Here is a 26,463-nt window from a genome sequence, read left to right as displayed (position 1 = left end):
ACCTTATTCGCTTTTGCCGTAGAAGAGGGACTCCAGCTCTGCCTGAGCGTATCCGTCAAAATCTTCTGGATAGGAGAACCTGTCCTTTCCTAGACCCAATGGACGAGGCTGCCTGGGCGCCTGTAAGGCGGTGAGACGAGCCACAGGCTTACCCGCCCGAGCAATGATGATCTCTTCGCCGGCAGCAGCTTGGTCCACATACCGGGAGAGCTGGGTTTTGGCTTCGTGGATGTTCACGGTAATCATGGGCTACTCCTGCGGCTCAACTTGGTCCAGTTTAGTCCGCTTCCTGGATGAGGGCAATTTCCCAGTGGAACGCTATCCCATTCCTCCGCCGGGGAACGGAAAAAACTCCGCCAGATCCAGCTATTCCAAGCTAACCGTAACAATGCCGCGTTGGCGGCATAACGATCAAAGCCATTGGGGTCAAAGTCCTCTTCGGCCTAGCGGAGGAATTCCCGAGCCTCTTTGCTCTTGGGATTCTCACGGCAGGCGTCCAAAAACTGCTGGTAGTCAGGAATGCCGCCCGAATTCTCGTAAGGGCAAGCGCCCGCTCCTGCCGCTACATAGGCCGAACCGCTTGCGGCCTGCAGCTCCCAAACTCGAGCTGGAGGTTCTGTGGTTATTGCCAGAGTCAGCGGCGCGAGAACCTCCGACGCAGGTAGATCAGGATCCACCCTAATGCAAACAGAATGGCACCTTTGGTGACCCAAACTTGTTTATCAATCATGAAACTGCTTCTTGGGTAGGGAAACCACCCCAAGCCCTGCAGAAAAAACAACAGGCCGAAAAGGACCATAAGGATCCCAATGATGAGGGTTACTGTAGCGATGAGTTTTTTCATTCTTCCCTACCTAGCTGATACAGATTAGCGTAGCACTGACTTTGGGTGAGTTTGGATCAAGGCCACGTAGGCTGGATTCATGCTTTGTTTGGGAAAAAACGCTTTCCATGTGCTTACGGAGAGCAGTTGCTGGGGAGGCGGTGCAAAGATAAAGTCTTGCTTTGTCACCATCACATGGCAGGCAATACAGGAGCCCACCTTGCCAAACGCGGCCACCGAGCCATCTGGCTTGTAAGCAGCCATGACCCAGTTGCGGTCTCCTGCATCATAGCCCTTGGCTTTGAGCATGGCGGTAATGCCTGTCAATTTCTTTTCTTTGTTAAAATTTTCCTTTACTAATAGGCTCCCGTCCTCGTACCTGGTCACTCTGACGATACTTCCAGATCTTTTTATAGATTGGATTGCAGGAGTATTGGCGAGATCCGTTGTGTAGACATCCACGGACCGCGAGCCCACTTGGAACGGATGACTCTCTGGCAAAAAGGCATGGTACTTCTGCAACACTTGGATCTGCTGCCAGAGGACTTGGGGGCTTGGAACCTGAGCATTGTCCGCGAAAGCTGAGCCAATTCCGAAAAGTAGTGCCACGATTCCGATGGGTAACACGCTGATTCGATACATGATGTCTCTCCCGTCCTGCAATCCTATCTTGACTGTACTCCGTTTTCTATCGCTGGAAAATAGTTGACAGTTACACTGGCGCGCGAGACCGGAGAGCTATCGCATAGCTAGAGGCAGGTACGTTATCCAAGGCGAATCTAAATGCACTATACTCGATTGTGATGTTGTGCTGCCCTATTTTGTCGGCGACAGCTCTGTTCCTGTGGCGTCATAACGAGGAGAAACGCGCGTGAAATTATTTAGAATAGTAGTATCTACTTTAGTATTGCTGCTCTCTCTGTCTTCTTACGCTGCCGCTACTACCCTAAGCGACGCGCAAGCGTTGTCAGGATTACACTCTGCGAAGGCCGTGTTTTTGGTGAATATCAATAATCCCATGGCAGTCGATCATTTGGTACGCGTGATCGGCCTTACCAGGAAACAGTTTTTACAACAGCATGTTACACCCCATTTTATCGTTGTATTCATTGGTCCAGACGTGGCATTTTTGACCAAGGATCGGCGCGGCATTTCCTATATGGATGAAAGGCCGATAGCTGACCTGCAAAAGGAGATCGGGAATCTCAGCAAACTGGGGATTGAATTTCAAGCTTGCGGTGTCGCCATGCACGGAATGGATGTTCAGCCAAACAGTTTGATTCCTGATGTGCATCCGGTCGAGAGTGGTTTTATTTCCGTCATTGCTTATCAGGAGAAAGGGTATGCTCTTGTTCCCGTTTACTGAGACAAGGAATGTATAAGAAGGATTACCGCAGGGGAGGGGGTGCGGCGTGTGTGGGAAGCATCCTTTCCTCTGCTCACCCCCATACAATCAATAGGAAGCTATTTTTTTGCCTCCGCCTCGAGGCTGCGCAAACTTTCATCAGCGCCGGCTGCAGCCGTGAGATCTGCCACGTTTTGCTTCGCAAAGAAGCCCTGAAACCCATGAAAGCGCTGGACGTATTCGATGATCAGCGAGGTATGGGTCGAGGCACGCGAGAATATTTGCTTCAGTCCTTCCTGCTCAGAACCGATAACCTGCAACAGAAATTCTTGCCCGCACTCTGCGAGGCGTGACACGACATAGTCGATGTTGGTTTTCCCATCGGTTTCCCCATCCTGAACGGCAACGGCAATATGGTGCAAGCGTGGCCCAAAGTTCCGCACGAAGGACTCTGTGGGTGACGGCACCTGCAACAGGTGGTTACAGAAGTAGGGATGATCAGCCGCGGTAAAGACTTTCGCCGGGCTGTAGAGAACATCGTCAAAATGCAGGCTCTTAGTAACATTCGTGGAAGAATTTTGATCGGGAATGTCATACGAACCCCAATAATAGTAACTAGACAGGCCAAGGTACTCGAGGATCGCTACTTCCCGGTTCTGGCTGTATACCCGCGTTGCCAAATGATCGATAGGGAGGAGGAGCTCGCTGATCTTGAGCTGTTCTCGCAGTGCCTGCGCCTGTTCAAAGGCCTCTTGCATTTGCGGATCGATTCCAGAATTACCCAAAGCATAGACGCGGATATCGTCATCGGGGCGTTCCCAATAGCCAACGACATTGTGGGTGTATGGAGATGGCTTGACGATGGCCATGTTTCCGGGCAGCTCCATCTGCCGAATCTGCTCCTGATTGAAAAATCGGACCTCCCTCGATTTTTGTATTTCTACCACCTCATGGAGATTGCTGACTTGAAATATCTCTCCCATGTAACGAGAGTTTGGCCTTTTCGAGCCGATCGGATATACCTCGTTCAAACTGCGAAAGATTCCGCGCAGATCGGGATCCTTGACCTCGCGCACCAAGACATCAGGAAAATTCATGTTGATCCGCAAGATGTGCGTCAGATGCTGATCCGTATCCAGGGTCACCAAATAATTGTACGGTGTCATCAGACACAGCTCGCGGATATAAGCGGCGGAATGTCCCGGCTCCAGAGTGATCATTAACGCATCGATGCGGCGGATCAGTTCTGTCAGCCCCATGCGATCGCGCTCTTCCAGAAGACGCGGCAACCATTCCTCAAAAAACACAGAATTCGATTTGTCCCCTTGGCGGGGATGAGCGGTATAGCTATTCACGACTCACTCCTTGTTGGCTCCCATCTCCAGCATGCGACTCCTGCGGGCTGCGGTCCGGAAGCCAAAGACGGAGGGCATAGACTTGGCGCGCCCAGAGGGAATCGAACCCCCAACCTACGGCTTAGAAGGCCGTTGCTCTATCCGATTGAGCTATGGGCGCAGACGATAATATTGTAGGACATGCGATCTGTAGCTGCCAGACTTGGGCGCCTTCGCATTTCGTCCTGCCGCGATTTTGACGTACACCAAAACTCCGCGTTACACTCCGCCCCACGGAGAGATGGCCGAGAGGCTGAAGGCGCTCCCCTGCTAAGGGAGTATGGGGCTAAACACTCCATCGAGGGTTCGAATCCCTCTCTCTCCGCCAGTTCCACCTGGAGGTTGCAAACGCTTGATTATGCCGCACGTGCGGTATAGGGTTAAGACAATATCTAAAGGTCCTATCTTGTGTCCCTGGTTCCAGGGCTAAATTCCTGATCTGTATCTTGTGCAGAGGAGTTTTCTCCAATGAGTGACGCTATTCTTCATGTATCCGACGAGAGTTTTGAGGCGGAAGTCCTGCAGGCTGACAAACCTGTTTTGGTTGACTTTTGGGCGGAGTGGTGTGGCCCTTGCAAAATGATTGCCCCCATACTCGAAGAAGTGGCTGGTGAGTACGCCGATCGTATGAAAGTTGCCAAGTTCAATATCGACGAAAATCCCAGCACCCCGCCACAATATGGCATCCGTGGCATTCCGACCTTGCTTTTGTTTAAAGCTGGCAAGCTGGAAGCTAGCAAGGTTGGTGCCCTCAGCAAGGCGCAGCTCACTGCCTTTTTGGATAGTCAACTTTGAATACCCCAAGACCCCGTCGTAAGCCGCAAAGAACTCCCAAATCCTTTCCCAACGAAGACCTTCTGCTTGAAGAAGAGGAGGCGTTTTGTCCCGCTCCGGGCGCAGCATCAGTCAATCTCAGTGAACTGAAGCGCAAAACGGCGACGGAGCTGGCTTTGCTCTGCCAGGGTTTGGGTATTGAGGGGGCGTCACGACAAAAGAAGCAGGAGCTCATCTTCAATATTCTCAAGGCGCATGCCCGGAATGGCGATGCCATATACGGGGACGGCGTTCTGGAGATTTTACAGGATGGCTTTGGTTTCCTGCGCGCTGCGTCGGGCTCTTATATGGCGGGGCCGGATGATATCTATGTATCACCCTCCCAGGTGCGGCGTTTCAACTTGCAGACTGGCGATACGGTATCGGGTCAGATTCGCCCACCCAAGGAAGGAGAGCGCTACTTTGCTCTGCTCAAGGTAGAGAGCATCAACTTCGAGGGTCCGGAAGCAACGCGCAACAAGGTCAATTTTGACGACTTGACGCCGCTATTCCCTGAAGAGTCATTGCGTCTGGAATCGGACAAAGTGGTGTATGGCGAACCGTCAGCACGCATTATTGATTTGATCTCGCCCATCGGCAAAGGCCAGCGCGGCCTCATTGTGGCTCCGCCAAAGACGGGTAAGACGGTGTTGTTGCAACAGATTGCCCATGCCATTACCGGCAATCATCCGGAATGCTACCTGATTGTTCTGCTCATCGACGAGCGCCCGGAAGAAGTAACGGAGATGCAGCGTTCCGTGAAGGGCGAAGTGGTCTCCTCTACCTTTGATGAACCGGCCACTCGTCACGTGCAAGTAGCGGAGATTGTCCTGGAGAAGGCCAAGCGACTGGTGGAGCACAAGCATGACGTGGTCATTCTGCTCGATTCCATTACCCGCCTGGCCCGCGCCTACAATACCGTGGTGCCATCATCGGGCAAGGTGTTGACCGGTGGTGTGGATGCCAATGCTTTGCAAAAGCCTAAACGTTTCTTTGGTGCAGCGCGCAATATCGAAGAGGGCGGCAGCCTGACGATTATCGCGACTTCGCTCGTCGAAACTGGTTCCAAAATGGACGAAGTGATCTTTGAAGAGTTCAAGGGCACCGGCAACATGGAAGTACATCTGGATCGCCGTCTGGCGGAGAAGCGCGTGTACCCCGCGATCAATCTCAACAAATCAGGTACTCGGCGCGAAGAGTTGCTCATCCCTCAAGAGCTGCTCAACAAGATCTGGGTGTTGCGCAAGCTTCTTGCCCCCATGGATCCCATGGAATCGATGGAGTTCCTGCTGGACAAGGTACGTGCCACCAAGACCAACGCGGAATTTTTCGATTCCATGAATCGTTGATGAGACTGGACCCTGCGCAGTGCACTGCTTATAATCCGTCCCTTTCTGAAAATACAGAGTGTTTACCATGAATCTCGAAATTCAGCCGAAATATGAAGAAGTCACCGTAACCTGCAGTTGCGGCAACACCTTCAAGACGCGCTCCACGGCGGCGCGAGATCTGCACATCGACTTGTGCTCCGAGTGCCATCCATTCTACACGGGCAAGCAGCGTGCGGTTTCTGCGGCCGGCCAGGTGGAGAAATTCCGCAAGCGCTACGGCAAGTAAGCGTTATGACTACGGAGAGCCTACGCGAGCGCGCCTTGGCGTACCACGCCGCGAAACCGGCAGGTAAGATTTCCGTAGTTCCCAGCAAGGCTTGCGCGAGTCAGGATGATCTCACCCTGGCCTATACGCCTGGGGTGGCGGAACCGGTGCGGGAGATTGCCGTCAATCCGGACAAGGCCTATGACTACACGGCGAAGGGAAATCTTGTCGCGGTAGTCAGCAACGGCACTGCGGTGCTTGGCTTGGGCAAGGTGGGCCCACTGGCGGGCAAGCCGGTCATGGAAGGCAAATCCGTCCTGTTCAAGCGCTTTGCCGACATTGACGCCTTCGACATTGAAGTGGAAACGCGAGATGCCGAGCACCTGATCGACGTCGTTGCCGCAATTGCTCCGGGCTTTGGCGGCATCAATCTGGAAGATATTGCCGCCCCGGATTGTTTTCATGTGGAACGGGCGCTGCAAGAGCGTCTCGACATCCCCGTCTTTCATGATGATCAGCACGGCACGGCGGTGATCGTTGCTGCCGCCCTGCGCAATGCGCTCGAACTGCAAGGAAAGAATCTCTCCGACATCAAGATCGCGATTGTGGGCGCGGGTGCCGCCGGGCTCGCCATTGCCAACATCCTCGGGACCCTGGGGGCGCAGCGCTGCTACCTGAGTGACGTCCACGGAGTCCTGCACGGGGGTCGCCAGGATTTGAGTGAATGGCATCGACCCCATGCCCTGGCGCCAGAGGGTTGGACCCTGCGCGAGATGATTACCGATGCGGATGTACTGATTGGTGTATCGGTGCGCGGAGCCATTCCCATGCAGCTTTTGGCGCAGCTGGCGCCGCGCCCGGTGATCTTTGCCCTGGCGAACCCAGATCCGGAAGTCGACCCCTGGCAGGCCCGTAACTTGCGGCCCGATGCCATCATTGCCACCGGGCGCTCGGACCTCCCCAACCAAGTCAACAACGTCCTGGGGTTTCCTTTCCTTTTCCGCGGCGCCCTGGATGTGCGCGCCCGGACCATCAACGCGCCCATGCTGGCAGCAGCCGTTGAGGCCTTGGCGGCCCTGAGTAGGGCCGAAGTGCCGGCAGAGCTCTGTGCAGCCTACGGCCTTGCGCCGGGTGCTTTACAGTTTGGTCCTGAGTATATCATTCCCAAACCTCTCGACCCCCGCTTGCGTGAATTCGTTGCCGGTGCGGTGGCCCAGGCGGCACGAGACAGCGGCGTCGCACGGATCTAGGGCAAATGCGCATCGCGGATCTAGCGGTTCGCGATCTGTGGCGCCTCGCCGTTGTCGCGTTTGTCCTGGCGCTATTTGCGGTTCTTCTCTGGCAGGTCCTCGCTCCCTTCTTTGCGGTCTTGGTCTGGACCACGATCATCGTCTACATCACCTGGCCCTTGCGTCGCTGGCTCTGTCGGCGTTTGCCGGCTTGGCCCAGCGCAATCGTGATGACCGTTTTCTTTTCCCTCGTCTTTCTGCTCCCGTTCCTGTTCTTCAGCGTACAACTGTTTCATGAAATCCAGGCGTTGCTACGCAGCTGGAGTCAGGAAGATTGGCACTGGCAGCCGCTGATCGCGCTGCAGAAATTTCCTTGGTTCACGGCAATCTGGCGGGAACTGCCCGCGGCCTGGCGGAGTTCGTTCTATCCCGGCGCCCTTAGTCCCGATTTACAGGCCTGGGCGACACGCGTGGGGGTCTTTGCTGGGGGATTGGGCAAGGTATTTGGCAGCTTAGGCTTGATTTGGATCAGTAGCCTGGTGTTTTACCGGCATGGCGAAACCTTTTTGGAGCAGACACAAAAGGTCGCAGCGAGCCTGCTGGGACCGCAATTTCCGCAAATCCTGCAGACGGTGGGGAATACATTGCGTGCCGTAGTCTACGGAATTTTTGCCACCGCCATTGCCCAGGGGCTGCTGGCTGGTATCGGATATTGGGTCAGCGGCATGCCCGCACCGATTCTGCTGACTCTGCTCACCATGCTCTTTTCCCTGATCCCTTTCGGCACCCCGCTGGTCTGGGGAGCAGCCAGTCTCTGGCTGCTCTGGCAGGGCCATTACTATGCCGGCGTCGGTCTCTTCCTCTGGGGAGCGCTAGTCGTGAGTTGGGTCGACAACCTTATTCGCCCTTGGGTCATCTCCGCTGCCGTGCATCTCCCGTTTCTGCTGGTGATGTTTGGTGTCCTGGGCGGCATTTTGGCTTTTGGCTTTCTCGGCATTTTTCTCGGGCCAGTGCTGTTGGCGGTAGCGCTGACGCTATGGCAGCGCTATGTTGAGACTTTGCCCAGGACCACGGACTGAGGCGAGGCATTCACCCGTCTTGCCTTGGTCTTTGCGCAAGAGGGCTCTATACTGAGCCCATGAACAAGGCCGCTGCGCCCAATACTTCGAGGTGACCAATGCGTTCCGATATGATCAAAAAGGGCTTCGAGAGAGCCCCTCACCGTTCTTTGCTGAAGGCCTGTGGCGTAACCGATGCCGATATGGATAAACCTTTCATCGGTGTTGCCAACTCTTACATCGATATTATTCCGGGACATGTCCATCTGCAGGAGTTTGGCAAAATCGTCAAAGACGCGATCCGTGCCGCCGGAGGTATTCCTTTTGAGTTCAATACCATCGGTGTCGATGATGGAATCATCATGGGCCATGATGGCATGCGGTACTCCCTGCCCAGTCGGGAGCTGATTGCCGACTCCATCGAAACGGTCGTACAGGCTCATCACCTCGATGGTCTCGTGTGTATTCCTAACTGCGACAAGATCGTTCCAGGCATGATCATGGGTGCCCTGCGTTGCGATATTCCCACGGTATTCGTTTCGGGCGGGCCGATGGAAGCGGGCAAGCTGGAGGATGGCACCCCTGTGGATCTCGTCACGGCCTTCGAAGCCGTGGGTCAGTTCAAGCGTGGGCAAATCAGCGAGATACGCCTGAAGGAGATCGAGGATAAGGCCTGTCCAACTTGTGGCTCCTGCTCTGGCATGTTCACCGCCAATAGCATGAACTGTTTGATGGAGGTCCTGGGTATTGCTCTGCCGGGAAATGGCACGGTGCTGGCCACCGCCCGGGAGCGTCGCGACTTGGTGCGTAAAGCAGCAGAGCGGATCATGGTTCTGGTCACGGCGGGCGGCCCAACGATGCGGCAATTGGTCGACTTTGAGGCCATCGACAACGCCTTCATCCTCGATATGGCGATGGGGGGATCTACCAATACCGTTCTACATACCCTGGCCATTGCGCGCGAATCCGGATTTGACTATCCCTTGGCCCGGCTCAACGAACTGGCACAGAAGGTTGCCTACTTGGCAAAAGTTTCGCCGGCGCTGTCCACCGTGCATATCGAGGATATCGGTCGGGCTGGCGGCATTCCCGCCATCCTGCATGAGGTGCACAAGCGTAACCCTGAGGTGCTACACCTCGATAAACCCACCGTCAGTGGCCGGAGCCTGCGTGAAATCGTCGAGAGTGCCGAGGTACGCGACAGTAAGATCATCCACTTGGCTACGGATCCGATCTCCCCGACGGGCGGTCTGCGGGCAGTATTTGGCAACTTGGCGCCGCAAGGCGGCATCGTCAAGATCGGTGCCGTCATTCCCGCGATGCGCAAATTTTCCGGACCTGCAAAGATTTTTGAGAGTATGGAGAGCGCTGCCGAGGGGATCTTGGCTGGTGAAGTCGAGGCCGGGCAGGTCGTGGTCATCCGCTATGAAGGACCGAAGGGTGGGCCGGGCATGCCGGAGATGCTTACCCCTACGGCCAACATCATGGGTATGGGATTGGGGGAAAGTGTTGCCCTGATCACCGACGGGCGTTTCAGCGGCGCAACCCGCGGGGCCTGTATCGGCCATATCTCGCCGGAGGCAGCTGAGGGAGGACCTATCGCCCTGATTCGCGACGGTGACATCATCGAGCTCGACCTCGATAATGGCAGCCTGCAGCTACGTGTCAGCGATGAAGAACTGGCCAAACGTCGAGAGAGCTGGGTACCGGTGGAAAAGCCTCTGAAATCCCCTTGGTTGCGCCGTTATCGCAAGCTCGTCACCAATGCCGCCATGGGCGCCATTCTGGAGTCCTGATTTGTCTGTTTCTTCGTTGCGGGTCGGCGTCTATGTGGATGCTGAAAATGTTCGTTATAACGGCGGCTACGCCATGCGCTACGACGTCCTGCGCCGCTTCGCCGCGCGTGGCGATGAGAACATTGCGACGCAGCTGATCCGGCTCAACACCTACATGGCCGTCGATGGACAGAGAACACGAATCGACAGCGACTACCGTGATCGGATTCGCGCGTATCAGCAGGCGGTGCGGGACCTCGGCTGGAAGATCATCGAAAAGCCCGTGCGCTGGTTTACCGATGAAGAGGGCAACGCCGTGGCCAAGGCCAATGCTGATCTCGACCTAGCGGTGGACGTCATGCTGCAATCGGAGCGTCTCGATCAGGTGCTCCTGCTCACTGGAGATGGAGATTTTCTGCAGGTTGTCCGCGCTTTGCAGAATCGCGGTTGTCGCGTCGAGGTATTGGGTTTTCGCAATGTTTCCCAGCAATTACAGCATGAGGCAGATGCCTTTTATTCGGGCTATCTGATTCCCGGCCTGCTCCCTGCGCGCGGCGATGGCAAGGTGCAGTGGGGTGATTTCGGTTCTCGCGTGCGCGGGATCTGTAGTCGCTGGGAGGCCGAACGTGGCTTTGGTTTCATCCGCTTCCAACGGGAGCTCAGTGCTCGCCTCTGGGTGACCGATACGCGGCAGGATGACTCCCCCTATAGTTCGGCCTTTGTGCATATTTCCGATTTGCCCCGCGAGCTGGATGTCTCTGATCTCCCCAGCCGCGACATTGTGCTTGAATTTGACCTCGAATCCAGCGAGATGGAGCGCGGGGGTTTCGTCGCCAAGCGCTGTACCGTGGTCTATCGCTACGATGGAAAGTACAACGCCGCTCCACGCCTAGACCATCGCGAGATGGAGTTGCTACCAGCCAAGGTCAGGTCGGAAGAGCCGGAAGAGAACTCGCAGCCAGCCGGAAGTTTGGTCGCAGCATCCGCGACGGAAGACTGACCGAAATCGCCTCAGTTATCGCGTAGGCGACGCAAGAAAATACCACTGCGTCGCTGCAGGTTGTACAGCACCTGCTTGGGGATGGGAAGCTCCTTCAAATTACCGCGTCGGAAGGCGCGCTCCAGAAACCAATGACTGCTTTGCGTGCTCAGTACAAAGACTTCTTGTAGGCCCAACTTGCGCGCCGTGGCTATACCGTAATCCAGCAGCTGCTCGCCGCGCCCCTCTTGCCGATACTGCTCATCCACCGCAAGGCAGGCAATCTCTGCCATGCCATATTCCGGATAGGGATAGAGGGCGACGCAGCCGATGGTTTTGCCATCACGCTCCATGACTGTGAACTGCTCTACTTCCCGTTCCAGGCGCTCGCGTCCGCGCCGTACCAGGATCCCCTCTTCTTCCAGGGGGCGAATCAGCGCCATGATGCCGGGGACATCGCTGCGCGTCGCCGGACGCAGGTGCTCAAAGGGATCGCGGGAGATCATCGTACCCAAACCATCGCAGGTAAACAGTTCCCGCAACAGCGCGCCATCTTCCCGGCGCGGGATAACGTGTACCCGCTCTATACCGGCACGGCAGACCTTTTCCGCGCTAAGGAGATGCTCGCGAATCGCATCAGGTAAGGAGGATGCAAGAAGGGCAGGAATCTCGGACAGGACAATCTGGCGCAGTAGTGCGCCTTCTGTGTCAACAACGCCAGGAAAATCCGCATAGAAAATCAATTTTGCTGCCTTCAGAGCCATGGCGGCGGCCACGGCAATATCTTCAGCACGGATATTGAACAGAGTTCCGGTGGGAGAAACGCCGATGGGCGAGAGGAGAACCACCTCATCAGCGGCGAGATGGCGATTGATGGCCTCGATGGCTACGCGGCGCACTTCTCCCGTGTACTGGTAATCGACGCCCGCCAAAATTCCGATGGGCTGGGCAATGATGAAATTGCCACTACTCACCTGCAGCCCGGCATGGGCCATCGGTGAGTCCAGACGCCCCTCGGACAGTATCGCCTCAACCTGCAAACGTGCCCCGCCCACCGCCGCAATCAGACGCTCCATAATGGCTTCTGTGGTAATTCGACGGCCTTCTACCCGCTCGGAACTGAGGCCATCGCGGGCCAGGGCCGCATCGATCTGTGGTCCAGCGCCATGGACCAGAACCACATTGATCCCAAGGCTGTTCAGGAGCGCAATATCCTGGGCGATATGCCAAAAATGACCTTCGACAAGGACATCGCCGCCAAAATTGATGACGAAGGTCTGTCCACGAAAGCGGTGGATATAGGGTGAGGACTCGCGGAAATGGCGAACGAAGGCGCTTTTCGGCATCAGAACCGTCAGGAAACGATGGGAATACCGCGCCGCGGAGGTCGCTTTTGCCGCTGTGTTTCCGCTTCCTCGGGGGTCAGGGTCTGCAGGGCAAAGGCATGAATACTCTCGCCAATGCCATCGACCGCGGCATAGACCAAGCGATGGCGGGCGAGGGGAGGGAGCCCGGCAAAGCGTTCACTTACGATGCGTAACTCATAATGGCCACCATCTCCGCCCCCTGCATGGCCCGCATGGGCTTCGCTACGGTCGCGAATTTGCAATTCCTGCGGTTCCAGGGCGGCACGTACTGCATTTTCAATGAGTTCCTTATTCATCAGAACACCGCCTTGTAGGGACGCACGCTGACATCCGCATAGACGCCGTGACTCAAATACGGCTCTGCTGCAGCCCAGTGTTGCGCATCGGCCAGGGTATCGAAACGCGCGATAATCAAACTCCCGCTGAAACCCGCCTCGCCCGGATCTTCGCTGTCGACCGCCGGAAACGGACCAGCAGTCAGCAAGCGTCCTTCCTCCTGCAACTGATGCAGCCGTGCCAGATGTTCCGTGCGCACCTGCTTGCGCAGGGCCAGTGAGCCCGGGTTATCGATACCTATGATGCAGTAATACATAACGGCCCTCGCTGTCTGAGGCGCTCTAGTCTAGCATAGTCCGATCTACTGCGAATCCTTGCCTCGCAGGGCATCAGGAGGCAGAGCTCGGCTAATCAGAACGGCTTGATAGATCACGAAAAGCACGGTGAGAACCAGAAGACCGAAAAGTTTGAAGTCAACCCAGATGGCGGTGGGAAAGGTATAGGCAATCAATAGGTTCAAGGCCGCCAGAACCACAAAGAACAGGATCCAGTAGCGATTCAGCCGTCGCCAGAAACTATTGGGCAGGCTCGCAGGCAGTTGCGCGCCCATCAGACGTTGCAACAAGGGGGTTTCTCGCCAATGCGTCCACAGCAAGGCCAGCGCGAAAAGCAGGTAGAGGATGCTGGGTTTCCATTTGATAAAGGTGGCGTTATGAAAGTAGATGGTGAGTCCGCCGAAAACCAAAATCAGGAGGGTGGAAATCCACGTCATGCTCTCCACCCGTCCTTGGCGCCGCCATTGCCATAGCATGAGCAGCACCGAGGCGACGATAAGCACTTTGGTGGCAAAATAAATGCCGTGGATCTTGTAAGCAATGAAGAAGAGGATGACCGGTAAAAAATCGATGAGCAGTTTCACGGCGACGCCATTCCGGGTAGGGTAAGGGTGCTAGTGTATCGAGGTGCAGGAGAGCTTGCCTAGTGGAACAAGAAGAGTGGATGTTGCAACTACTGCGCGCTGTAGGCGGTAATGGGGCGGAAAACTTACCGGATTTCTCGCGCGTCCATGCCGCTCGCTGGCGACATCGCAGCTTCGGTGGACGCTTGGAGGGCATCGAGCGTCTGGATCTCCCCAGGCTGGATGACCTTCTGGGAATCGACGAGATCAAGTCGATCCTGCTCGAGAATACGCGCCAGTTTGTAGCCGGCTATCCTGCCAACGACGCCTTGTTGTGGGGTGGCCGGGGGACAGGCAAGTCTTCCATCGTCAAGGCCCTGTTGCACGCCTTTTCGGAGCAGGGGCTGCGCCTCGTCGAGATCGATAGCCAAGCTATCCTCGACCTTCCCGACGTTCTCACCGCCATCGGGCGCGCCGATTCGGCTGGAGCGTATCGTTTTCTCTTGTTCTGTGATGATCTGTCCTTTGGCGCCGACGATCCCGGCTACCGCTCCCTGAAATCCCTGCTCGATGGAGGTGTCGAGGCCAGACCGAGCAACGTGCTCCTCTACGCCACCAGTAATCGTCGCCATCTCCTGCCGCGGCAGTTCTCCGAAAATGAGGAATATCATCGTCATGGCGAGGAAATCATTGCCGGCGAGACGGCCGAGGAAAAGATCAGCTTGTCCGAGCGTTTTGGCTTATGGCTCGGATTTTACCCGTTTGACCAAAAGCAGTATCTCGCCATCGTTGCGCAACATCTGCAGCTGCTGGGAAACAACGATGGGGAGGAGGAATGGCGGGCAGAAGCATTACGTTGGGCCTTGCAGCGCGGCTCCCGCAGTGGTCGGGTAGCGCAGCATTTTGCCCGCCATTGGGAAGGGAGTCGGCGCCTTGCGACGGCGCGGTAACCCCTAACTACGTGGCAACTCCTTCTGGATGTGTTGCAGCAGTAAGGCATGGATGCGTAGGTTGCCGGCGACGATATTGCCCGACTGGAGAAAGTCCTGCTCGCCGTGGAAGTCCGTGGCGAGCCCCCCCGCCTCCTGAATGAGCAAAGCGCCTGCAGCGACATCCCAAGGCTTTAGGTGAAACTCCCAGAAGCCATCGTAGCGGCCCGCTGCCACATACGCGAGATCGAGGGCTGCGGAACCCGCACGGCGCAAACCTGCCGTTTTTTGCATCAGATTCTTGAAGATCGCCAGATATTCATCGAGATAGCTGAAATCGCGGAAGGGAAAACCCGTGGCAATGAGACTGTCGTCCAAATCGCGTCGTTGGCTCACCCGCAAGCGCCGGTCATTGAGATGGGCACCGCCGCCTCGGCTGGCCGTGAACAGTTCATTGCGCAGCGGGTCGTATACCACCGCGTGTTCCAGGCGGTTCTGCCGACGCACCCCAATGGAAACCGCCAAGCTTGGCACGGCGTGGATGAAATTGGTCGTGCCGTCGAGGGGATCGATGATCCATTCATAGTCCTGCGACTCGATGCGGGTTCCTTCCTCCGCGAGAATGCCATGCTCGGGATAGGCGCGCTGGATGATCTCGACGATGGCGGCCTCGGCGCGTTGATCAATTTCGGTGACAAAATCGTGCGGGCCCTTGCTGCCTACACGGATTTCATTGACGCGGTCGATATTGCGGTTAATGATGTCGCCGGCCTTGCGGGCCGCGCGGATCGCAGTTACAAGAATGGGATGTTGCATGACAACCTTGGCTCGGGATTCAACACATGAGCGAGTATAGAGAAAAGCAGGGGTCCCTGCACGGTGCGCAGGGGCTGGATCAGATTCATCTTGTTCTGGTCGAGCCAAGCCATCCTGGCAATATCGGCTCGACCGCCCGAGCGATGAAGGTCATGGGCCTCACTCGGCTGGTTCTGGTGCGCCCGCAACTATTTCCCCATCCGGAGGCTACCGCCCTTGCGTCTGGGGCAGAAGATGTGTTGCAGCAAGCCCGGGTGGTCGATGACCTCCGGACCGCGATTGCCGACTGTGCACGCGTGTATGGCACTACCGCTCGTGATCGCCACATTCAATGGCCGCAGATGGACGCCCGTAGCGCCGCGCCGGACATGCTTGCCCATACCCATCATGCCCCGGTTGCCCTATTGTTTGGGCGCGAGAGCAGTGGACTGAGCAACGCTGAGCTCGATCTCTGCCAAACCCTGATCCAGATTCCCACGGGGGACTTGTATCACTCCCTGAACCTGGCTCAGGCGGTACAGATCATTGCCTACGAATTACACCTGGCTGCCGGGCCGACGTCCCCTCGCAGCGACGGATTTCCCGAGCAGGAGGCCAGTGTGCAGGATCGGGAGGGTTTTTACGCGCAGATGAAGTCGGTATTGCTGGCCAGCGGTTTTCTCCAGGCACCGCGGGAAGAGCATATGATGCGCCGCCTGCGTCGACTTTTTGACCGCGCGCACCCCAGTCGGAATGAGATTGATATCTTGCGTGGCATCTTGACCGAAATGACCCGCTGGGCCGGCGCCGCAGCTCGTCTACCTGAGGAACGATAATGTCCCTGCGCGATGATCTCGACTCGATCTTTGCCCGCGATCCCGCTGCGCGCAACCGATTTGAGATCTTGCTGACTTATCCCGGGGTTCACGCCCTGCTGCTGTATCGCATCTCGCACTGGGCCTGGCGCCATGGCTGGCGCCTGGGGGCGCGCATCCTGTCCGGGATTGGCCGCTGGGCGACGGGCATTGAGATTCATCCCGGCGCCAAGATCGGCGCCCGCTTTTTCATTGACCACGGCATGGGGGTGGTAATCGGCGAAACGGCAGAAATTGGCAATGACTGCACCCTCTATCACGGTGTGACTTTGGGCGGTACTTCCTGGCAACCGGGAAAGAGACATCCAACTCTCGGAAATGGCGTGATTGTCGGTGCCGGTGCCAAGGTCCTCGGTCCCTTGCGCGTAGGCGACAATGCCCGAATCGGCTCCAATGCCGTCGTCGTCAAGGATGTGCCTGACGGGGTCACCGTTGTTGGCATTCCCGGTCGCGTCATCAACAAAAGCAGCGATAATGCACACTTTGATGCCTACGGCCTGACAGGGCAGATGCCAGACCCCGTGGCGCGAGCCGTCGAGTGCATGCTCGAGCACATGCAACACCAGGACAAGGAACTGGCGGAATTGCGGGAGCAACTGGCAGAACTGCGCCCCCAAGCAGGCGCCATCTCAATTGCGGAAAGCCCCGACTGCTCCCTCGAAAGCAGTGCAGACGGAACCCTGCCTGGGAATAGTTGACTAATTCAGTAGGGATAGTAGGATAGCATCCAACCAGGAGGGCCAGACAATGAAACTGACGACCAAAGGTCGCTACGCGGTAACTGCAATGCTCGATCTCGCGCTGCATGCGGAGGACGAGGTGGTGACCGTGGCAGACATTTCGCGGCGTCAGCAAATTTCTGTTGCCTACTTGGAGCAACTGTTCGGGCGCTTGCGCAAGCATGGCTTGGTGGAAAGTGTGCGGGGCCCGGGAGGAGGATATCGCTTGGGACCCGCGGGCATTGATGTGGCCGTTGATGAGATCATTCGCGCGGTAAACGAGTCCATCAACACCACACAGTGCGGTGGTGATCCGGTGCAGTGTTGCAAGGGTGAAGGGCAACAATGTTTGACCCACGATCTCTGGGAGGCCCTGGGCCAGGAGATCAGCCGCTTTCTGAGTGGAATCACGCTGGCGCAGCTGGTGCAGGAACAGCAATTGAAATTGCACAGGCAGAGTTCCCTGCCATTACGAATGACGGAGCGCGGGCGGCAACAACGCCCAGCGCATGGGTAAGCGAGGTGGATATGAGCGCAGTACAGTCAAACACGGTACACAGCCCTGCAGTGCGGGAGCGGCCCATTTATCTGGACTACCAGGCAACGACGCCCGTCGATCCCTTGGTTGTAGAGGCAATGCTGCCTTATTTGACGCAAAATTTTGGCAACCCGGCGAGCCGCTCCCATAGCTACGGATGGTCTGCGGAAGAGGCGGTTGAGACGGCGCGTAGCCAAGTCGCGGCCGCCATCCACGCCGATCCAAAAGAGATCGTTTGGACCTCGGGTGCGACCGAGGCCAGTAATCTGGCGATCAAGGGTGCGGCGCATTTCTACTCGGGCAAGGGGAAGCATCTCATCACCCTGCGCACCGAGCACAAGGCGACCCTGGATACCTGTCGTCAATTAGAGCGCGAAGGCTTTGAAGTGACCTACCTGGAGGTGCAGGAAAATGGCCTCGTCGACCTCGATGCCTTTCGTGCGGCGCTGCGACCCGATACGGTTCTGGCCTCCATACTCTTTGTCAATAACGAGATTGGTGTCATTCAGCCCATGGAAGAGATTGGCAAGATCTTGCGGGAACGAAAGATTATCTTCCATGTAGATGCGGTGCAGGCACTGGGCAAGGTGCCGGTAGATGTGGAAGCCATCCAGGCCGACCTGATGAGTCTATCAGGACACAAGATCTACGGCCCCAAAGGAATAGGCGCCCTTTATGTGCGACGGAAACCTCGGGTGCGCATCGAGGCACAGATTCACGGCGGCGGTCACGAGCGCGGCATGCGTTCCGGCACCTTGCCGACGCATCAGATCGTCGGTATGGGCGCAGCCGCGGAGCTTGCAGTGAAAAGTATGGAGAGCGATGGGCGGCGCATTCGTCAGCTTCGTGATCGCCTGCTGCACGGCATCATGGAGCGGGTGGAGGAAGTTTATATCAACGGGGATATGGAACATCGGGTGCCCCACAATCTCAACCTGAGCTTTGCCTTTGTCGAAGGGGAATCGCTCATCATGGCCCTGAAGGGCATTGCTGTATCGAGCGGCTCTGCCTGCACCTCGGCCAGCCTGGAGCCCTCCTATGTGCTACGTGCTCTAGGGAAATCCGATGAACTGGCCCACAGCTCCATCCGCTTCGGCATTGGACGCTACACCACTGAGGAAGAAATTGACGAGACCATCGAACTGGTCGCTTCCAAGGTCGGCAAACTGCGTGAGCTTTCGCCTTTGTGGGAGATGCATCTGGAAGGCATCGACCTGAATTCCGTGCAATGGGCTGCACACTGATTCTGCGAATAGAGGAGACGAGTCATGGCATACAGTGAAAAGGTCATCGATCATTATGAGAACCCCCGCAATGTTGGTGGTTTTGCGAAAGGGGATGCAGGTATCGGCACCGGCATGGTGGGCGCGCCCGCTTGTGGTGATGTCATGCGTCTGCAAATCAAGGTTAACGAGCAAGGCATCATCGAAGATGCCAAGTTCAAGACCTATGGCTGCGGCTCGGCCATCGCTTCGAGCTCCTTGGTGACGGAATGGGTCAAGGGCAAAACCCTGGACGAGGCGATGACCATCAAAAATAGTCAGATTGCGGAAGAACTCGAATTGCCGCCGGTGAAGATCCACTGTTCGGTCTTGGCCGAAGATGCCATCAAGGCGGCCATCGAAGACTATCGCAAGAAGTCTGGCGCTACCGCTGAGACACACTGAGGGGCGACGTATGGCATTGACGATGACGGCAGCCGCCGCGCGGCAGGTGCGCAAAAGCATCGAGAAGCGCGGCAAGGGGCAAGGTATCCGGATTGGGGTCAAAACCAGCGGTTGCTCAGGTCTATCCTATGTCATGGAATTTGTCGACGAGCCACAAGCGGAAGACGTCATCTGTGCCCAGGACGACGTGAAAATCTTTGTCGACCCCAAGAGCATGCTCTACCTAGATGGCACGGAGCTGGATTTTACCCGCGAAGGTCTGAACGAGGGGTTTCGCTTCAATAACCCGAACGTCAAGGATACCTGCGGTTGCGGCGAGAGTTTTACGGTCTGACATGACGCGGTGCCGGTCCTGTCAGGCAGAGCTTGGAGCAGGGGTGGCCATCTGCCCAGAGTGTGGGGCGCTGCAACCCTTTGATCCCTCTCTGTCCCTCTTTGCGGTGCTCGGGCTGGAAGTGGCTTTTTCCGTTGATCCAGCCCAAATCCGCAGCCAAGTCTTGGAGCGCATGCGAGCACTGCACCCAGATCGCTTCGCCCAAGCCGACGGCGCATCTCAACGACAATCGTTGGAGTGGAGCACGCGCATCAATGAAGCCCAGGCCGTACTCAGTGATCCGTTGCGGCGGGCGGATTACCTGTTCACGCAGCACTTTGGGCACTCGGCCCTAGGTGAGGAGATGGGTAGCATACGCGATCCCGAGCTGTTGGTGCGGCAGATGGAGAGGCGAGAGGCCTTAGAAGAGGCGGCCAATGCAAAAGACCCCGCGGTGCTGGACAGCCTGCGAGCGCAGGCCAAGGCGGAGGAGCGGCAGCTCCATGAGGGCATTGCGCAGGCCTTCCAAGATCCGGTAGCCGAGGTCATTGCCCCACTTTTGCAGGAATGGCAGTATCTGCGCAAATTTCTGGCGGAAATCGATCAAAGCGAAGAGCAGTGGGATTTTGCCTGAAGCCCCACGGTTCGCGCTGAGGAGCTTACATGGCGTTGTTACAGATAGCTGAGCCGGGACAATCCACGGCTCCCCACGAGCACCGCTTGGCGGTTGGTATTGATCTCGGCACGACGCATTCCCTGATTGCGACGGTCCGCTCCGCTCAAGCCGAGGTACTCCGCGATACGGCAGGGCGTTATCTGCTGCCATCGGTCGTGCAATACCGCGCCGACGGAACCTTGCGCGTCGGCGAAGAGGCGCGTGCAGAGGCCGCAATGGATCCGCACAACACCATTGCCTCGGTCAAACGCCTGATGGGGCGTGGTGCGGAGGAGCTGACAACACTGGCAGGAGAACTGCCCTACCAAGTCGTTGCTGGGGAGGGTATGGTTCGCCTCCATACCGCGCAGGGAGATAAAAGCCCCGTCGAAGTCTCGGCAGAGATCTTGCGCGTCCTGCGCCAACGCGCCGAGGAGAGTCTGGGCGGAGAGTTGACTGGCGCGGTCATTACGGTGCCGGCTTATTTTGATGATGCGCAGCGACAGGCAACCAAGGATGCCGCGCGTCTCGCCGGCCTCCAGGTGTTGCGCCTGCTTGCCGAGCCCACGGCTGCGGCGGTGGCCTACGGTCTGGACAAGGGCGCGGAAGGGCTCTATGCCATCTATGATCTGGGTGGTGGCACCTTTGATCTTTCGCTGCTACGCCTACAGAAAGGAGTATTCGAAGTGCTGGCGACCGCGGGAGATGCGGCTCTCGGTGGCGATGATATGGATCATCTGATCGCTGAACGAATTCTGGCCCATTTCGCTGACCGGGTGGACAGCAGTCCGGAGTGGCACCGCCAAGCATTGCTCGCGGCACGTTCCATCAAGGAGCGGTTGAGCGAGATGGAGGAGGGTAGTGTTGCCCTGCAGCTGCCCAACGGGGAAGCGGTGGACTGGCACCTGCATCGGGATCAGCTGGAAAGCTGGATCGAACCAGTGATCCGCAAAACCTTTGCCCCTTGTCGCCGCGCCCTGCGCGACGCCGGTATTCAGTCAGCTGAAATCGATGGTGTCGTGTTGGTAGGCGGGGCAACTCGCGTTCCTCTGCTGCGGCGTCTCGTCGCCGAATTTTTTGGGCGCGAGCCCCTTGCCGATATCGACCCGGATCAAGTGGTTGCCCTGGGCGCTGCGATTCAGGCCGATGCTCTCGCCGGCAATCAACGTGATGATCTTTTGCTCATGGACGTGTTGCCGCTCTCCCTCGGACTGGAAACCATGGGGGGCTTGGTCGAGAAGGTTATCCCCCGTAACACCGCCATTCCCGTAGCCAAGGCGCAGGAATTCACCACTTTCAAGGATGGCCAGACGGCCATGAGCATTCACGTGCTGCAAGGCGAGCGCGACAAGGTGGAAGACAATCGGTCTCTGGCTCGTTTCAGCCTGCGCGGGATTCCGCCGATGGTCGCAGGTGCGGCCCGAATTCGGGTTACCTTTCAAGTCGACGCCGATGGGCTGCTAGCGGTCAGTGCCGAGGAGACCAGCACAGGGGTGCGTGCGGAGGTGCAGGTCAAGCCTTCTTACGGCCTGGATGATGCGGTCATTACCCGCATGCTGCAGGAATCCCTGCAACATGCCAAGGAAGACGTCGAGCAACGCCGACTCGCCGAGGCGAGACTGGAAGCCGAGCGGGTACGTGAGGCATTGGACTCGGCCCTCGCCAGTGATGCCTCCCTGCTGACGCCAGCGGAGCGGGCGCAGATTGATCGAGAACGCGAGCATCTATTGCATGTTCTTGGCGGCGGCTCGGTAGAGGCCCTACAGAAAGCGGCAGAGGCAGTGGAAAAGGCAGCCGAGGTGCTGGTCGAACGGCGTATGAATCAAGCGCTGCGAAAGGCCATGGCTGGACATTCCATCGACGAATGGAGCAAACCATGACGCAAATTCACTTTTTACCGCATGCAGAAATCTGCCCGGAGGGCGCCGAGATCACTGCCGAGACAGGAGAGAGCATCATTGATGCGGCACTGCGCAATGGCATTGCCATCGAGCATGCCTGCGAGATGTCCTGCGCCTGTACCACCTGCCATGTCATTCTGCGTGAAGGTTTTGATAGCCTGGAGCCGGCCGAGGAAAAGGAAGAGGATCTCTTGGATCGAGCCTGGGGGTTAGAACCCTGTTCTCGCCTCAGCTGTCAGGCCAAGGTAGCGGATGCTGATCTTGTGGTCGAGATTCCCAAATACACCATCAACCTGGAAAAGGAGCGACACTGATGCGCTGGACGGATACCCAAGAGATCGCTATCGCTCTGGATGAGGCCTACCCAGATTGCGACGTACAGCATTTGCGCTACACGGATCTGCATCGTTGGATTGTCGACCTACCAGATTTTGAGGATGACCCAGAAAAGTCCAGTGAGCACATCCTCGAAGCAATCCAGATGGCCTGGCTTGCCGAGCGCGATTGAGGCTTCGGGCAATGCCTAGAGCTGCCATTGCCCTCTCTGGAGGGGTGGATTCCGCGGTTGCGGCATTGCTGATGCAAGAGGCAGGTTATGAATTATTCGGCGTCACCATGCGCCTTTGGCCCAAGAGTCGCTGCTGCGACGAGCAAGACATCGAAGATGCAGCGGAGCTTTGTGCGCAACTTGGCATCCCGTACCAGGTGTTGGACTATCGGGAGCGGTTTCGCAGCGAAATCGTTGCGCCCTTCATTGCCGATTATCAGGATGGGCGCACCCCGAATCCCTGCACCCGCTGCAACCAGATCCTGAAGTTTTCTGCGCTCTGGCATGAGGTGCAGGCGTTGGGCGCCGAATTCCTGGCCACCGGGCATTACGTGCGGCTGCAATCGAGTCCAGAACCGCAACTCTGGCGGGGTGTCGATACCCGCAAGGATCAATCCTATTTTCTCTACGCCATCGAGCGCGAACTCTTGCCGCATCTGCGCTTCCCTCTAGGCGAGCTGCGTAAGGAAGAGGTGCGCAGCATCGCCCATGAGCGTAACTTACCGATCGCCGGGAAACAGGAATCGCAAGACATCTGCTTTGTGGGGGGAGATTATCGCCAGTTCCTGCGGGCACAGGGGGTAGTGGAGCAGCCTGGGGAAATCGTCGATTTGCAGGGCAACACGGTGGGGAATCATACCGGGATCATCAATTTTACCGTGGGTCAGCGTCGCGGTATTGGCGGCGGTAGCCGCAGCGCCCAGTATGTCGTTGCCGTTGATGCCAGTAACCAGCGCGTGCAGATTGGCTCAGCCGAGCAGCTCCTCCAGAAGGAACTGGAAATAGGTGATTGTCACTGGCTGACCGACGCGGCATCGCAACCAGAGCTCCGCGTCGAGGTAAAGCTCCGTTACGCCGCCCCAGCGGTTGCCGCGACCTTACGTCTGCGAGCAAATGGCCATGCCAGTCTGGTTCTCGATGTCGCGCAACGCGCCATTACCCCAGGGCAAGCTGCGGTATGTTATCAAGGCGAGCGCTTACTGGGGGGCGGCATCATTCAAAGACTTGGCAAATGCTCCAGCTCTGGTCCAGAATGATCGCAGCTGCGGGAGCGTAGATATGGCCGAAGAGGCAAGCGAGCAACAAATCTTTCGTATCCTGGTGGTTGAGGATGAGGAAGGCATCCAGGAACTTTTGCGCCTAAGCCTGCAGAAGCATGGCTTTGAGGTCGTTTGCGCTGCAAGCACGGAGGCCGCGGAAGACCTGCTGCATGATCCAGCGCCGCACCTAATCGTGCTGGACTGGATGTTGCCCGGCGAAAGTGGCATCGCTTGGTGCCGCAATCTGCGCCGACGTGATTCTCTGCAGAGTATCCCCATCATTTTGCTGACGGCGCGGGGAGAGGAGGGCGATCGGGTGCATGGTCTCGAATCCGGTGCCGACGATTATCTGACCAAGCCGTTTTCGCCGCGCGAATTGGTCGCCCGGGTGCAGGCACTTTTGCGTCGCAGTTACGGCGGTCTCACTCCCAATCGGATTCGGATTGGTGCGCTGAATATCGATATTAAGGCGCATCGGGTCACTTTGCAGGATCAGCTGGTAGCCATGGGCCCCACAGAGTTTCGTCTCTTGCGACTGTTTGTCACCAACCCAGATCGGGTCTACAGTCGCGAAGCCTTGCTTGACATCATCTGGGGGCGCCAAACCTATGTTGAGGAGCGCACCGTCGATGTCCACATCCGCCGCTTGCGTCGTTGCCTCGAGAAAGTGGGCTACGCGCATATTATCGAAACCGTGCGTGGTGAGGGCTATCGTTGCAATCCTTTGCCGCAGCAATCGGAAGTGGTCAGCGAAGCCCCATGAATCTTCTTCGTGCCTGGGTGCCAGCGTTGCTGCCCCTGGCGATGCTGTTGCTATGGAATTTCCTGGGCGCGTCCACTAGTTCGCTGCAGGTATTTCTCTGGCTCGCCCTCGCATTTTATGCCTTGTGGATTGGCTGGCATCGCCAGGAGGCTTTACGCTTCCGAGTCTGGTTTCGAGAAAAACAGACAAGAATTCCGCCCTTGAGTAGTGGCATCTGGGAAGAGACGTTCGCCGAAGGGTATCACTGGCGTCGCAGTCAGGAAGTGCACCAACAAAAACTCAATTATCAAATCATGCAGTTGCGGGATGCATTACAAGCCTTGCCAGATGCATTATTGCTCATGGATGATGAAGGGCGTCTGTTATGGATGAACCCCGCTGCCGTCGAGCTTCTCCATCTGCATTACCCGGAAGACCTCGGCAAACCATTGTCCCTCTGGTTACGCTTGCCAGAGATGCAAGACTTTTTGGGTGGCGCCGGTACCAGCAATCTGGCGATGACCTTTCCTGATCGACCGGATTCGGCCTACGAGGTGTTGCGCTATCCCCTCGGTGGAGCCGGTGCTTTGGTACTTTTTCGCGACGTCACCCGTTTGCGGCAATTGGAACAGGTGCGTCAGGACTTTGTAGCCAATGTCTCGCACGAACTGCGCAGCCCCTTGACCGTGATTCGGGGCTTTATCGAGAATCTCCTGGATGGCCCCCTGGGACAGGATGCGGAGGCAGGACCGCAACTGCGCCTCATGGAGGAACAAGGCAGACGTATGCAATCCTTGGTCGAGGATCTCCTTTCCCTTGCTCGTATTGAGAGCGCCGAGCCAGACCCCAGACGTTCAGAAATCCTTTTCATGGCCCAGATCGTCGAGCGGGCGCGGGAAAGTCTTCTTCCCACGATCCTCAGCAAAAACCTCTCTCTCCACCTGAATTTGGATTTTGGCCTCGGGGTTTTCGCGGAACCGATGGATATTCACAGTATTGTGCAGAACCTTCTGGAAAATGCTGTGAAATATTGCCCCCAGGGTCGGGATATTCATGTGGCATGGTCGACTGAGGAAGATCGTCTCGTCTTACGCGTGCGCGATACGGGGGATGGCATCCCGCGCGAGCACCTGCAGCGTATCACCGAGCGTTTTTACCGCGTCGACAAGGGGCGATCCCGTCGGGTAGGCGGTACGGGCCTGGGGCTCTCGATCGTGCGTCACACGGCAGAGCGCTATGGCGGGCGTTTGCAGGTGTTCAGTGAAGTGGGTAGGGGCTCGGAATTTGTCATTCAGCTACCGGGCAGTCTGGCGCGGCGCGGTAACTACTGGCAAGAGACAACGCTGCCCAATGTCATTAAAGTGTCATAATCATCACGTATACTATGTGCGAGTCCAATGACTGGGGGCCTATCTATGTCTGTGGCTGAAAACGCCAAAATCTCCGTTCGGAATCTGGATTTCTATTATGGAGAGATCAAATCGCTGAAGGGTATCAACCTGGAGCTGCTCGGCAATCAGGTCACCGCCTTCATCGGGCCTTCCGGCTGCGGTAAGTCGACTCTGCTGCGGGTATTCAACCGCATGTACTCTCTTTACCCTGGTCAACGCGCCACCGGTCAGGTCTTGCTCGATGGGGAGGATATTCTTGCGCCCAGCTTTAACGTAAACCTCTTGCGTGCGAGAGTGGGTATGGTGTTTCAGAAGCCGACCCCGTTCCCAATGTCGATCTACGACAATATTTCTTTTGGTATCAAGCTCTATGAGAAACTTCGCAAAGTAGAAATGGACGAACGGGTCGAACAGGCTCTGCGCCAGGCAGCCCTCTGGGATGAAGTGAAGGATAACCTGAAAAAGAGCGGCCTGAGTCTGTCGGGTGGGCAACAGCAGCGCCTATGTATTGCGCGCGCCGTGGCGGTGCGGCCCGATGTGATTCTGTTGGACGAGCCAACTTCGGCTCTCGATCCTATTGCCACTTTGAAAATCGAAGAATTGGTTGCAGAGTTACGAGAACAATTCACCCTTATCATCGTCACCCACAACATGCAACAGGCAGCTCGGGTATCTGACTACACTGCCTTCATGTATCTTGGAGAGATGGTGGAGTATGGACCGACTCAGCAACTCTTCACGAATCCCCAGAAGAAGCAAACAGAAGATTACATTACCGGTCGTTACGGCTAAGGAATA

At 57.0% G+C, this 26,463-nt stretch carries 33 protein-coding genes and 2 tRNA genes; 24 read left to right on the top strand and 11 right to left on the bottom strand.

Annotation, left to right across the window (positions count from 1 at the left end; all coding sequences use genetic code 11):
* Nucleotides 1–3: 3 nt before the first annotated feature.
* The 4 genes from M5D89_RS08730 to M5D89_RS08720 all read right to left on the bottom strand — a co-directional run bounded on the left by M5D89_RS08730 (nt 4) and on the right by M5D89_RS08720 (nt 1,465).
* Nucleotides 4–246 carry a type II toxin-antitoxin system Phd/YefM family antitoxin gene (locus tag M5D89_RS08730; protein WP_248885434.1) on the bottom strand — a complete coding sequence of 81 codons (243 nt, stop codon included), beginning with the start codon at nt 244–246 and terminating at the stop codon, nt 4–6.
* 197 nt (nt 247–443) lie between these two features.
* Nucleotides 444–677 (bottom strand): IS1096 element passenger TnpR family protein, encoded by a 234-nt coding sequence (locus M5D89_RS14435; RefSeq protein WP_431307152.1) that lies wholly within the window; start codon nt 675–677, stop codon nt 444–446.
* Entirely contained in the window at nt 635–844 is a 210-nt protein-coding gene (locus M5D89_RS08725) for a hypothetical protein (protein ID WP_248885433.1), read from the bottom strand. Before M5D89_RS08725 ends, M5D89_RS14435 begins: the two co-directional genes overlap by 43 nt.
* A 24-nt stretch (nt 845–868) precedes the next feature.
* Nucleotides 869–1,465, bottom strand: a complete 597-nt coding sequence (locus M5D89_RS08720; RefSeq protein WP_248885432.1) for a cytochrome P460 family protein — start codon at nt 1,463–1,465, stop codon at nt 869–871.
* A gap of 229 nt (nt 1,466–1,694) precedes the next feature.
* Here M5D89_RS08720 and M5D89_RS08715 point away from each other — a divergent pair, with 229 nt between their 5' ends.
* On the top strand, nt 1,695–2,189 hold the full coding sequence (locus M5D89_RS08715; RefSeq protein ID WP_248885431.1) for a DsrE family protein: 495 nt from the start codon (nt 1,695–1,697) through the stop codon (nt 2,187–2,189).
* Between the two features lie 98 nt (nt 2,190–2,287).
* On the opposite strand, the gene M5D89_RS08710 is transcribed toward M5D89_RS08715, so the two are convergent.
* Together M5D89_RS08710 and M5D89_RS08705 are read right to left on the bottom strand one after the other, a co-directional pair.
* Complete coding sequence (locus M5D89_RS08710) at nt 2,288–3,523, bottom strand: hypothetical protein (protein WP_248885430.1); 1,236 nt, start codon at nt 3,521–3,523, stop codon at nt 2,288–2,290.
* 83 nt (nt 3,524–3,606) lie between these two features.
* Nucleotides 3,607–3,683: transfer RNA gene (locus M5D89_RS08705), tRNA-Arg, on the bottom strand.
* A gap of 114 nt (nt 3,684–3,797) precedes the next feature.
* Between M5D89_RS08705 and M5D89_RS08700 the strand changes: the two genes are divergently transcribed.
* The 8 genes from M5D89_RS08700 (at nt 3,798) to M5D89_RS08665 (ending at nt 11,033) form a co-directional block, all read left to right on the top strand.
* A tRNA-Ser gene (locus tag M5D89_RS08700) sits at nt 3,798–3,890 on the top strand.
* 140 nt (nt 3,891–4,030) lie between these two features.
* Complete coding sequence (trxA, locus tag M5D89_RS08695; RefSeq protein WP_248885429.1) at nt 4,031–4,357, top strand: thioredoxin TrxA; 327 nt, start codon at nt 4,031–4,033, stop codon at nt 4,355–4,357.
* Entirely contained in the window at nt 4,354–5,724 is a 1,371-nt protein-coding gene (rho, locus tag M5D89_RS08690; protein WP_431307151.1) for a transcription termination factor Rho, read from the top strand. The genes trxA and rho overlap by 4 nt, the downstream gene beginning before the upstream one ends.
* Nucleotides 5,725–5,791: 67 nt before the next feature.
* Complete coding sequence (rpmE, locus tag M5D89_RS08685; RefSeq protein ID WP_248885428.1) at nt 5,792–5,992, top strand: 50S ribosomal protein L31; 201 nt, start codon at nt 5,792–5,794, stop codon at nt 5,990–5,992.
* Nucleotides 5,993–5,997: 5 nt separating this feature from the next.
* The gene (locus tag M5D89_RS08680; RefSeq protein ID WP_248885427.1) at nt 5,998–7,221 is read left to right on the top strand and encodes a malic enzyme-like NAD(P)-binding protein; all 1,224 of its coding nucleotides are present in this window, start codon (nt 5,998–6,000) and stop codon (nt 7,219–7,221) included.
* Nucleotides 7,222–7,226: 5 nt separating this feature from the next.
* The gene (locus tag M5D89_RS08675; RefSeq protein ID WP_248885426.1) at nt 7,227–8,279 is read left to right on the top strand and encodes an AI-2E family transporter; all 1,053 of its coding nucleotides are present in this window, start codon (nt 7,227–7,229) and stop codon (nt 8,277–8,279) included.
* Between the two features lie 98 nt (nt 8,280–8,377).
* Nucleotides 8,378–10,054: a dihydroxy-acid dehydratase gene (gene ilvD, locus M5D89_RS08670; protein WP_248885425.1), complete on the top strand. Its 1,677-nt coding sequence runs from the start codon at nt 8,378–8,380 to the stop codon at nt 10,052–10,054.
* A 1-nt stretch (nt 10,055) separates the two neighbouring features.
* Nucleotides 10,056–11,033, top strand: coding sequence for a LabA-like NYN domain-containing protein (locus M5D89_RS08665; RefSeq protein WP_248885424.1), 978 nt, complete (start codon nt 10,056–10,058; stop codon nt 11,031–11,033).
* Nucleotides 11,034–11,044: 11 nt separating this feature from the next.
* Here the strand turns inward: M5D89_RS08665 and argA are convergent, their stop codons facing one another.
* From argA to M5D89_RS08645, 4 genes are read right to left on the bottom strand one after another with little or no spacing between them, the layout of a single operon-like run.
* Nucleotides 11,045–12,358: an amino-acid N-acetyltransferase gene (argA, locus tag M5D89_RS08660; RefSeq protein WP_248885423.1), complete on the bottom strand. Its 1,314-nt coding sequence runs from the start codon at nt 12,356–12,358 to the stop codon at nt 11,045–11,047.
* A gap of 8 nt (nt 12,359–12,366) precedes the next feature.
* Nucleotides 12,367–12,675, bottom strand: coding sequence for a BolA family protein (locus tag M5D89_RS08655; protein ID WP_248885422.1), 309 nt, complete (start codon nt 12,673–12,675; stop codon nt 12,367–12,369).
* Entirely contained in the window at nt 12,675–12,971 is a 297-nt protein-coding gene (locus M5D89_RS08650; RefSeq protein WP_248885421.1) for a YciI family protein, read from the bottom strand. Before M5D89_RS08650 ends, M5D89_RS08655 begins: the two co-directional genes overlap by 1 nt.
* A gap of 45 nt (nt 12,972–13,016) precedes the next feature.
* Nucleotides 13,017–13,574, bottom strand: coding sequence for a septation protein A (locus M5D89_RS08645; protein ID WP_248885420.1), 558 nt, complete (start codon nt 13,572–13,574; stop codon nt 13,017–13,019).
* A 62-nt stretch (nt 13,575–13,636) separates the two neighbouring features.
* Between M5D89_RS08645 and M5D89_RS08640 the strand changes: the two genes are divergently transcribed.
* Nucleotides 13,637–14,503 carry an ATP-binding protein gene (locus tag M5D89_RS08640; RefSeq protein WP_248885419.1) on the top strand — a complete coding sequence of 289 codons (867 nt, stop codon included), beginning with the start codon at nt 13,637–13,639 and terminating at the stop codon, nt 14,501–14,503.
* A gap of 3 nt (nt 14,504–14,506) precedes the next feature.
* Here M5D89_RS08640 and M5D89_RS08635 read toward each other — a convergent pair whose 3' ends face one another.
* The gene (locus M5D89_RS08635) at nt 14,507–15,298 is read right to left on the bottom strand and encodes an inositol monophosphatase family protein (RefSeq protein WP_248885418.1); all 792 of its coding nucleotides are present in this window, start codon (nt 15,296–15,298) and stop codon (nt 14,507–14,509) included.
* A gap of 26 nt (nt 15,299–15,324) precedes the next feature.
* Here M5D89_RS08635 and M5D89_RS08630 point away from each other — a divergent pair, with 26 nt between their 5' ends.
* From M5D89_RS08630 to pstB, 14 genes are read left to right on the top strand one after another with little or no spacing between them, the layout of a single operon-like run.
* Nucleotides 15,325–16,113, top strand: a complete 789-nt coding sequence (locus M5D89_RS08630; RefSeq protein WP_248885417.1) for an RNA methyltransferase — start codon at nt 15,325–15,327, stop codon at nt 16,111–16,113.
* Entirely contained in the window at nt 16,113–16,850 is a 738-nt protein-coding gene (cysE, locus tag M5D89_RS08625) for a serine O-acetyltransferase (protein ID WP_248885416.1), read from the top strand. The genes M5D89_RS08630 and cysE overlap by 1 nt, the downstream gene beginning before the upstream one ends.
* A gap of 49 nt (nt 16,851–16,899) precedes the next feature.
* Nucleotides 16,900–17,388, top strand: a complete 489-nt coding sequence (locus tag M5D89_RS08620) for an Rrf2 family transcriptional regulator (RefSeq protein WP_248885415.1) — start codon at nt 16,900–16,902, stop codon at nt 17,386–17,388.
* An 11-nt stretch (nt 17,389–17,399) separates the two neighbouring features.
* Complete coding sequence (locus M5D89_RS08615) at nt 17,400–18,653, top strand: IscS subfamily cysteine desulfurase (RefSeq protein WP_248885414.1); 1,254 nt, start codon at nt 17,400–17,402, stop codon at nt 18,651–18,653.
* A gap of 24 nt (nt 18,654–18,677) precedes the next feature.
* Nucleotides 18,678–19,076: a Fe-S cluster assembly scaffold IscU gene (iscU, locus tag M5D89_RS08610; protein ID WP_248885413.1), complete on the top strand. Its 399-nt coding sequence runs from the start codon at nt 18,678–18,680 to the stop codon at nt 19,074–19,076.
* A gap of 10 nt (nt 19,077–19,086) precedes the next feature.
* Nucleotides 19,087–19,410: an iron-sulfur cluster assembly protein IscA gene (gene iscA / locus M5D89_RS08605; RefSeq protein ID WP_248885412.1), complete on the top strand. Its 324-nt coding sequence runs from the start codon at nt 19,087–19,089 to the stop codon at nt 19,408–19,410.
* A gap of 43 nt (nt 19,411–19,453) precedes the next feature.
* A complete protein-coding gene (gene hscB / locus M5D89_RS08600; RefSeq protein ID WP_248885411.1) occupies nt 19,454–20,023 on the top strand; it encodes a Fe-S protein assembly co-chaperone HscB in 570 nt (189 codons plus the stop codon).
* 29 nt (nt 20,024–20,052) lie between these two features.
* Nucleotides 20,053–21,924: a Fe-S protein assembly chaperone HscA gene (gene hscA / locus M5D89_RS08595; protein WP_248885410.1), complete on the top strand. Its 1,872-nt coding sequence runs from the start codon at nt 20,053–20,055 to the stop codon at nt 21,922–21,924.
* On the top strand, nt 21,921–22,259 hold the full coding sequence (gene fdx, locus M5D89_RS08590; protein WP_248885409.1) for an ISC system 2Fe-2S type ferredoxin: 339 nt from the start codon (nt 21,921–21,923) through the stop codon (nt 22,257–22,259). Before hscA ends, fdx begins: the two co-directional genes overlap by 4 nt.
* Entirely contained in the window at nt 22,259–22,453 is a 195-nt protein-coding gene (iscX, locus tag M5D89_RS08585; protein WP_248885408.1) for a Fe-S cluster assembly protein IscX, read from the top strand. Before fdx ends, iscX begins: the two co-directional genes overlap by 1 nt.
* 11 nt (nt 22,454–22,464) lie before the next feature.
* Nucleotides 22,465–23,529 carry a tRNA 2-thiouridine(34) synthase MnmA gene (gene mnmA / locus M5D89_RS08580; protein WP_248885407.1) on the top strand — a complete coding sequence of 355 codons (1,065 nt, stop codon included), beginning with the start codon at nt 22,465–22,467 and terminating at the stop codon, nt 23,527–23,529.
* Nucleotides 23,530–23,551: 22 nt separating this feature from the next.
* Nucleotides 23,552–24,295, top strand: a complete 744-nt coding sequence (gene phoB, locus M5D89_RS08575; RefSeq protein WP_248885406.1) for a phosphate regulon transcriptional regulator PhoB — start codon at nt 23,552–23,554, stop codon at nt 24,293–24,295.
* Nucleotides 24,292–25,644, top strand: coding sequence for a phosphate regulon sensor histidine kinase PhoR (gene phoR, locus M5D89_RS08570; protein WP_248885405.1), 1,353 nt, complete (start codon nt 24,292–24,294; stop codon nt 25,642–25,644). The genes phoB and phoR overlap by 4 nt, the downstream gene beginning before the upstream one ends.
* Before the next feature lie 45 nt (nt 25,645–25,689).
* Complete coding sequence (gene pstB / locus M5D89_RS08565) at nt 25,690–26,457, top strand: phosphate ABC transporter ATP-binding protein PstB (RefSeq protein WP_248885404.1); 768 nt, start codon at nt 25,690–25,692, stop codon at nt 26,455–26,457.
* Nucleotides 26,458–26,463: the final 6 nt, after the last annotated feature.

This window comes from Acidithiobacillus acidisediminis (assembly GCF_023277115.1).
Lineage (GTDB): Bacteria > Pseudomonadota > Gammaproteobacteria > Acidithiobacillales > Acidithiobacillaceae > Igneacidithiobacillus > Igneacidithiobacillus acidisediminis.
This window is presented reverse-complemented; position numbering and strand designations above follow the sequence as displayed.

Coding starts and splice junctions, on each gene's coding strand:
- M5D89_RS08675 (WP_248885426.1), top strand. CDS start 7,227: ATGCGCATCGCGGATCTAGCGGTTCGCGATCTGTGGCGCCTCGCCGTT.
- rpmE (WP_248885428.1), top strand. CDS start 5,792: ATGAATCTCGAAATTCAGCCGAAATATGAAGAAGTCACCGTAACCTGC.
- M5D89_RS08615 (WP_248885414.1), top strand. CDS start 17,400: ATGAGCGCAGTACAGTCAAACACGGTACACAGCCCTGCAGTGCGGGAG.
- iscA (WP_248885412.1), top strand. CDS start 19,087: ATGGCATTGACGATGACGGCAGCCGCCGCGCGGCAGGTGCGCAAAAGC.
- mnmA (WP_248885407.1), top strand. CDS start 22,465: ATGCCTAGAGCTGCCATTGCCCTCTCTGGAGGGGTGGATTCCGCGGTT.
- phoR (WP_248885405.1), top strand. CDS start 24,292: ATGAATCTTCTTCGTGCCTGGGTGCCAGCGTTGCTGCCCCTGGCGATG.
- pstB (WP_248885404.1), top strand. CDS start 25,690: ATGTCTGTGGCTGAAAACGCCAAAATCTCCGTTCGGAATCTGGATTTC.
- argA (WP_248885423.1), bottom strand. CDS start 12,358: ATGCCGAAAAGCGCCTTCGTTCGCCATTTCCGCGAGTCCTCACCCTAT.
- M5D89_RS08730 (WP_248885434.1), bottom strand. CDS start 246: ATGATTACCGTGAACATCCACGAAGCCAAAACCCAGCTCTCCCGGTAT.
- M5D89_RS08655 (WP_248885422.1), bottom strand. CDS start 12,675: ATGAATAAGGAACTCATTGAAAATGCAGTACGTGCCGCCCTGGAACCG.
- iscX (WP_248885408.1), top strand. CDS start 22,259: ATGCGCTGGACGGATACCCAAGAGATCGCTATCGCTCTGGATGAGGCC.
- M5D89_RS08620 (WP_248885415.1), top strand. CDS start 16,900: ATGAAACTGACGACCAAAGGTCGCTACGCGGTAACTGCAATGCTCGAT.
- M5D89_RS08720 (WP_248885432.1), bottom strand. CDS start 1,465: ATGTATCGAATCAGCGTGTTACCCATCGGAATCGTGGCACTACTTTTC.
- M5D89_RS08725 (WP_248885433.1), bottom strand. CDS start 844: ATGAAAAAACTCATCGCTACAGTAACCCTCATCATTGGGATCCTTATG.
- cysE (WP_248885416.1), top strand. CDS start 16,113: ATGTCCCTGCGCGATGATCTCGACTCGATCTTTGCCCGCGATCCCGCT.
- iscU (WP_248885413.1), top strand. CDS start 18,678: ATGGCATACAGTGAAAAGGTCATCGATCATTATGAGAACCCCCGCAAT.
- fdx (WP_248885409.1), top strand. CDS start 21,921: ATGACGCAAATTCACTTTTTACCGCATGCAGAAATCTGCCCGGAGGGC.
- M5D89_RS08635 (WP_248885418.1), bottom strand. CDS start 15,298: ATGCAACATCCCATTCTTGTAACTGCGATCCGCGCGGCCCGCAAGGCC.
- trxA (WP_248885429.1), top strand. CDS start 4,031: ATGAGTGACGCTATTCTTCATGTATCCGACGAGAGTTTTGAGGCGGAA.
- ilvD (WP_248885425.1), top strand. CDS start 8,378: ATGCGTTCCGATATGATCAAAAAGGGCTTCGAGAGAGCCCCTCACCGT.
- M5D89_RS08650 (WP_248885421.1), bottom strand. CDS start 12,971: ATGTATTACTGCATCATAGGTATCGATAACCCGGGCTCACTGGCCCTG.
- hscA (WP_248885410.1), top strand. CDS start 20,053: ATGGCGTTGTTACAGATAGCTGAGCCGGGACAATCCACGGCTCCCCAC.
- M5D89_RS08630 (WP_248885417.1), top strand. CDS start 15,325: ATGAGCGAGTATAGAGAAAAGCAGGGGTCCCTGCACGGTGCGCAGGGG.
- M5D89_RS08680 (WP_248885427.1), top strand. CDS start 5,998: ATGACTACGGAGAGCCTACGCGAGCGCGCCTTGGCGTACCACGCCGCG.
- phoB (WP_248885406.1), top strand. CDS start 23,552: ATGGCCGAAGAGGCAAGCGAGCAACAAATCTTTCGTATCCTGGTGGTT.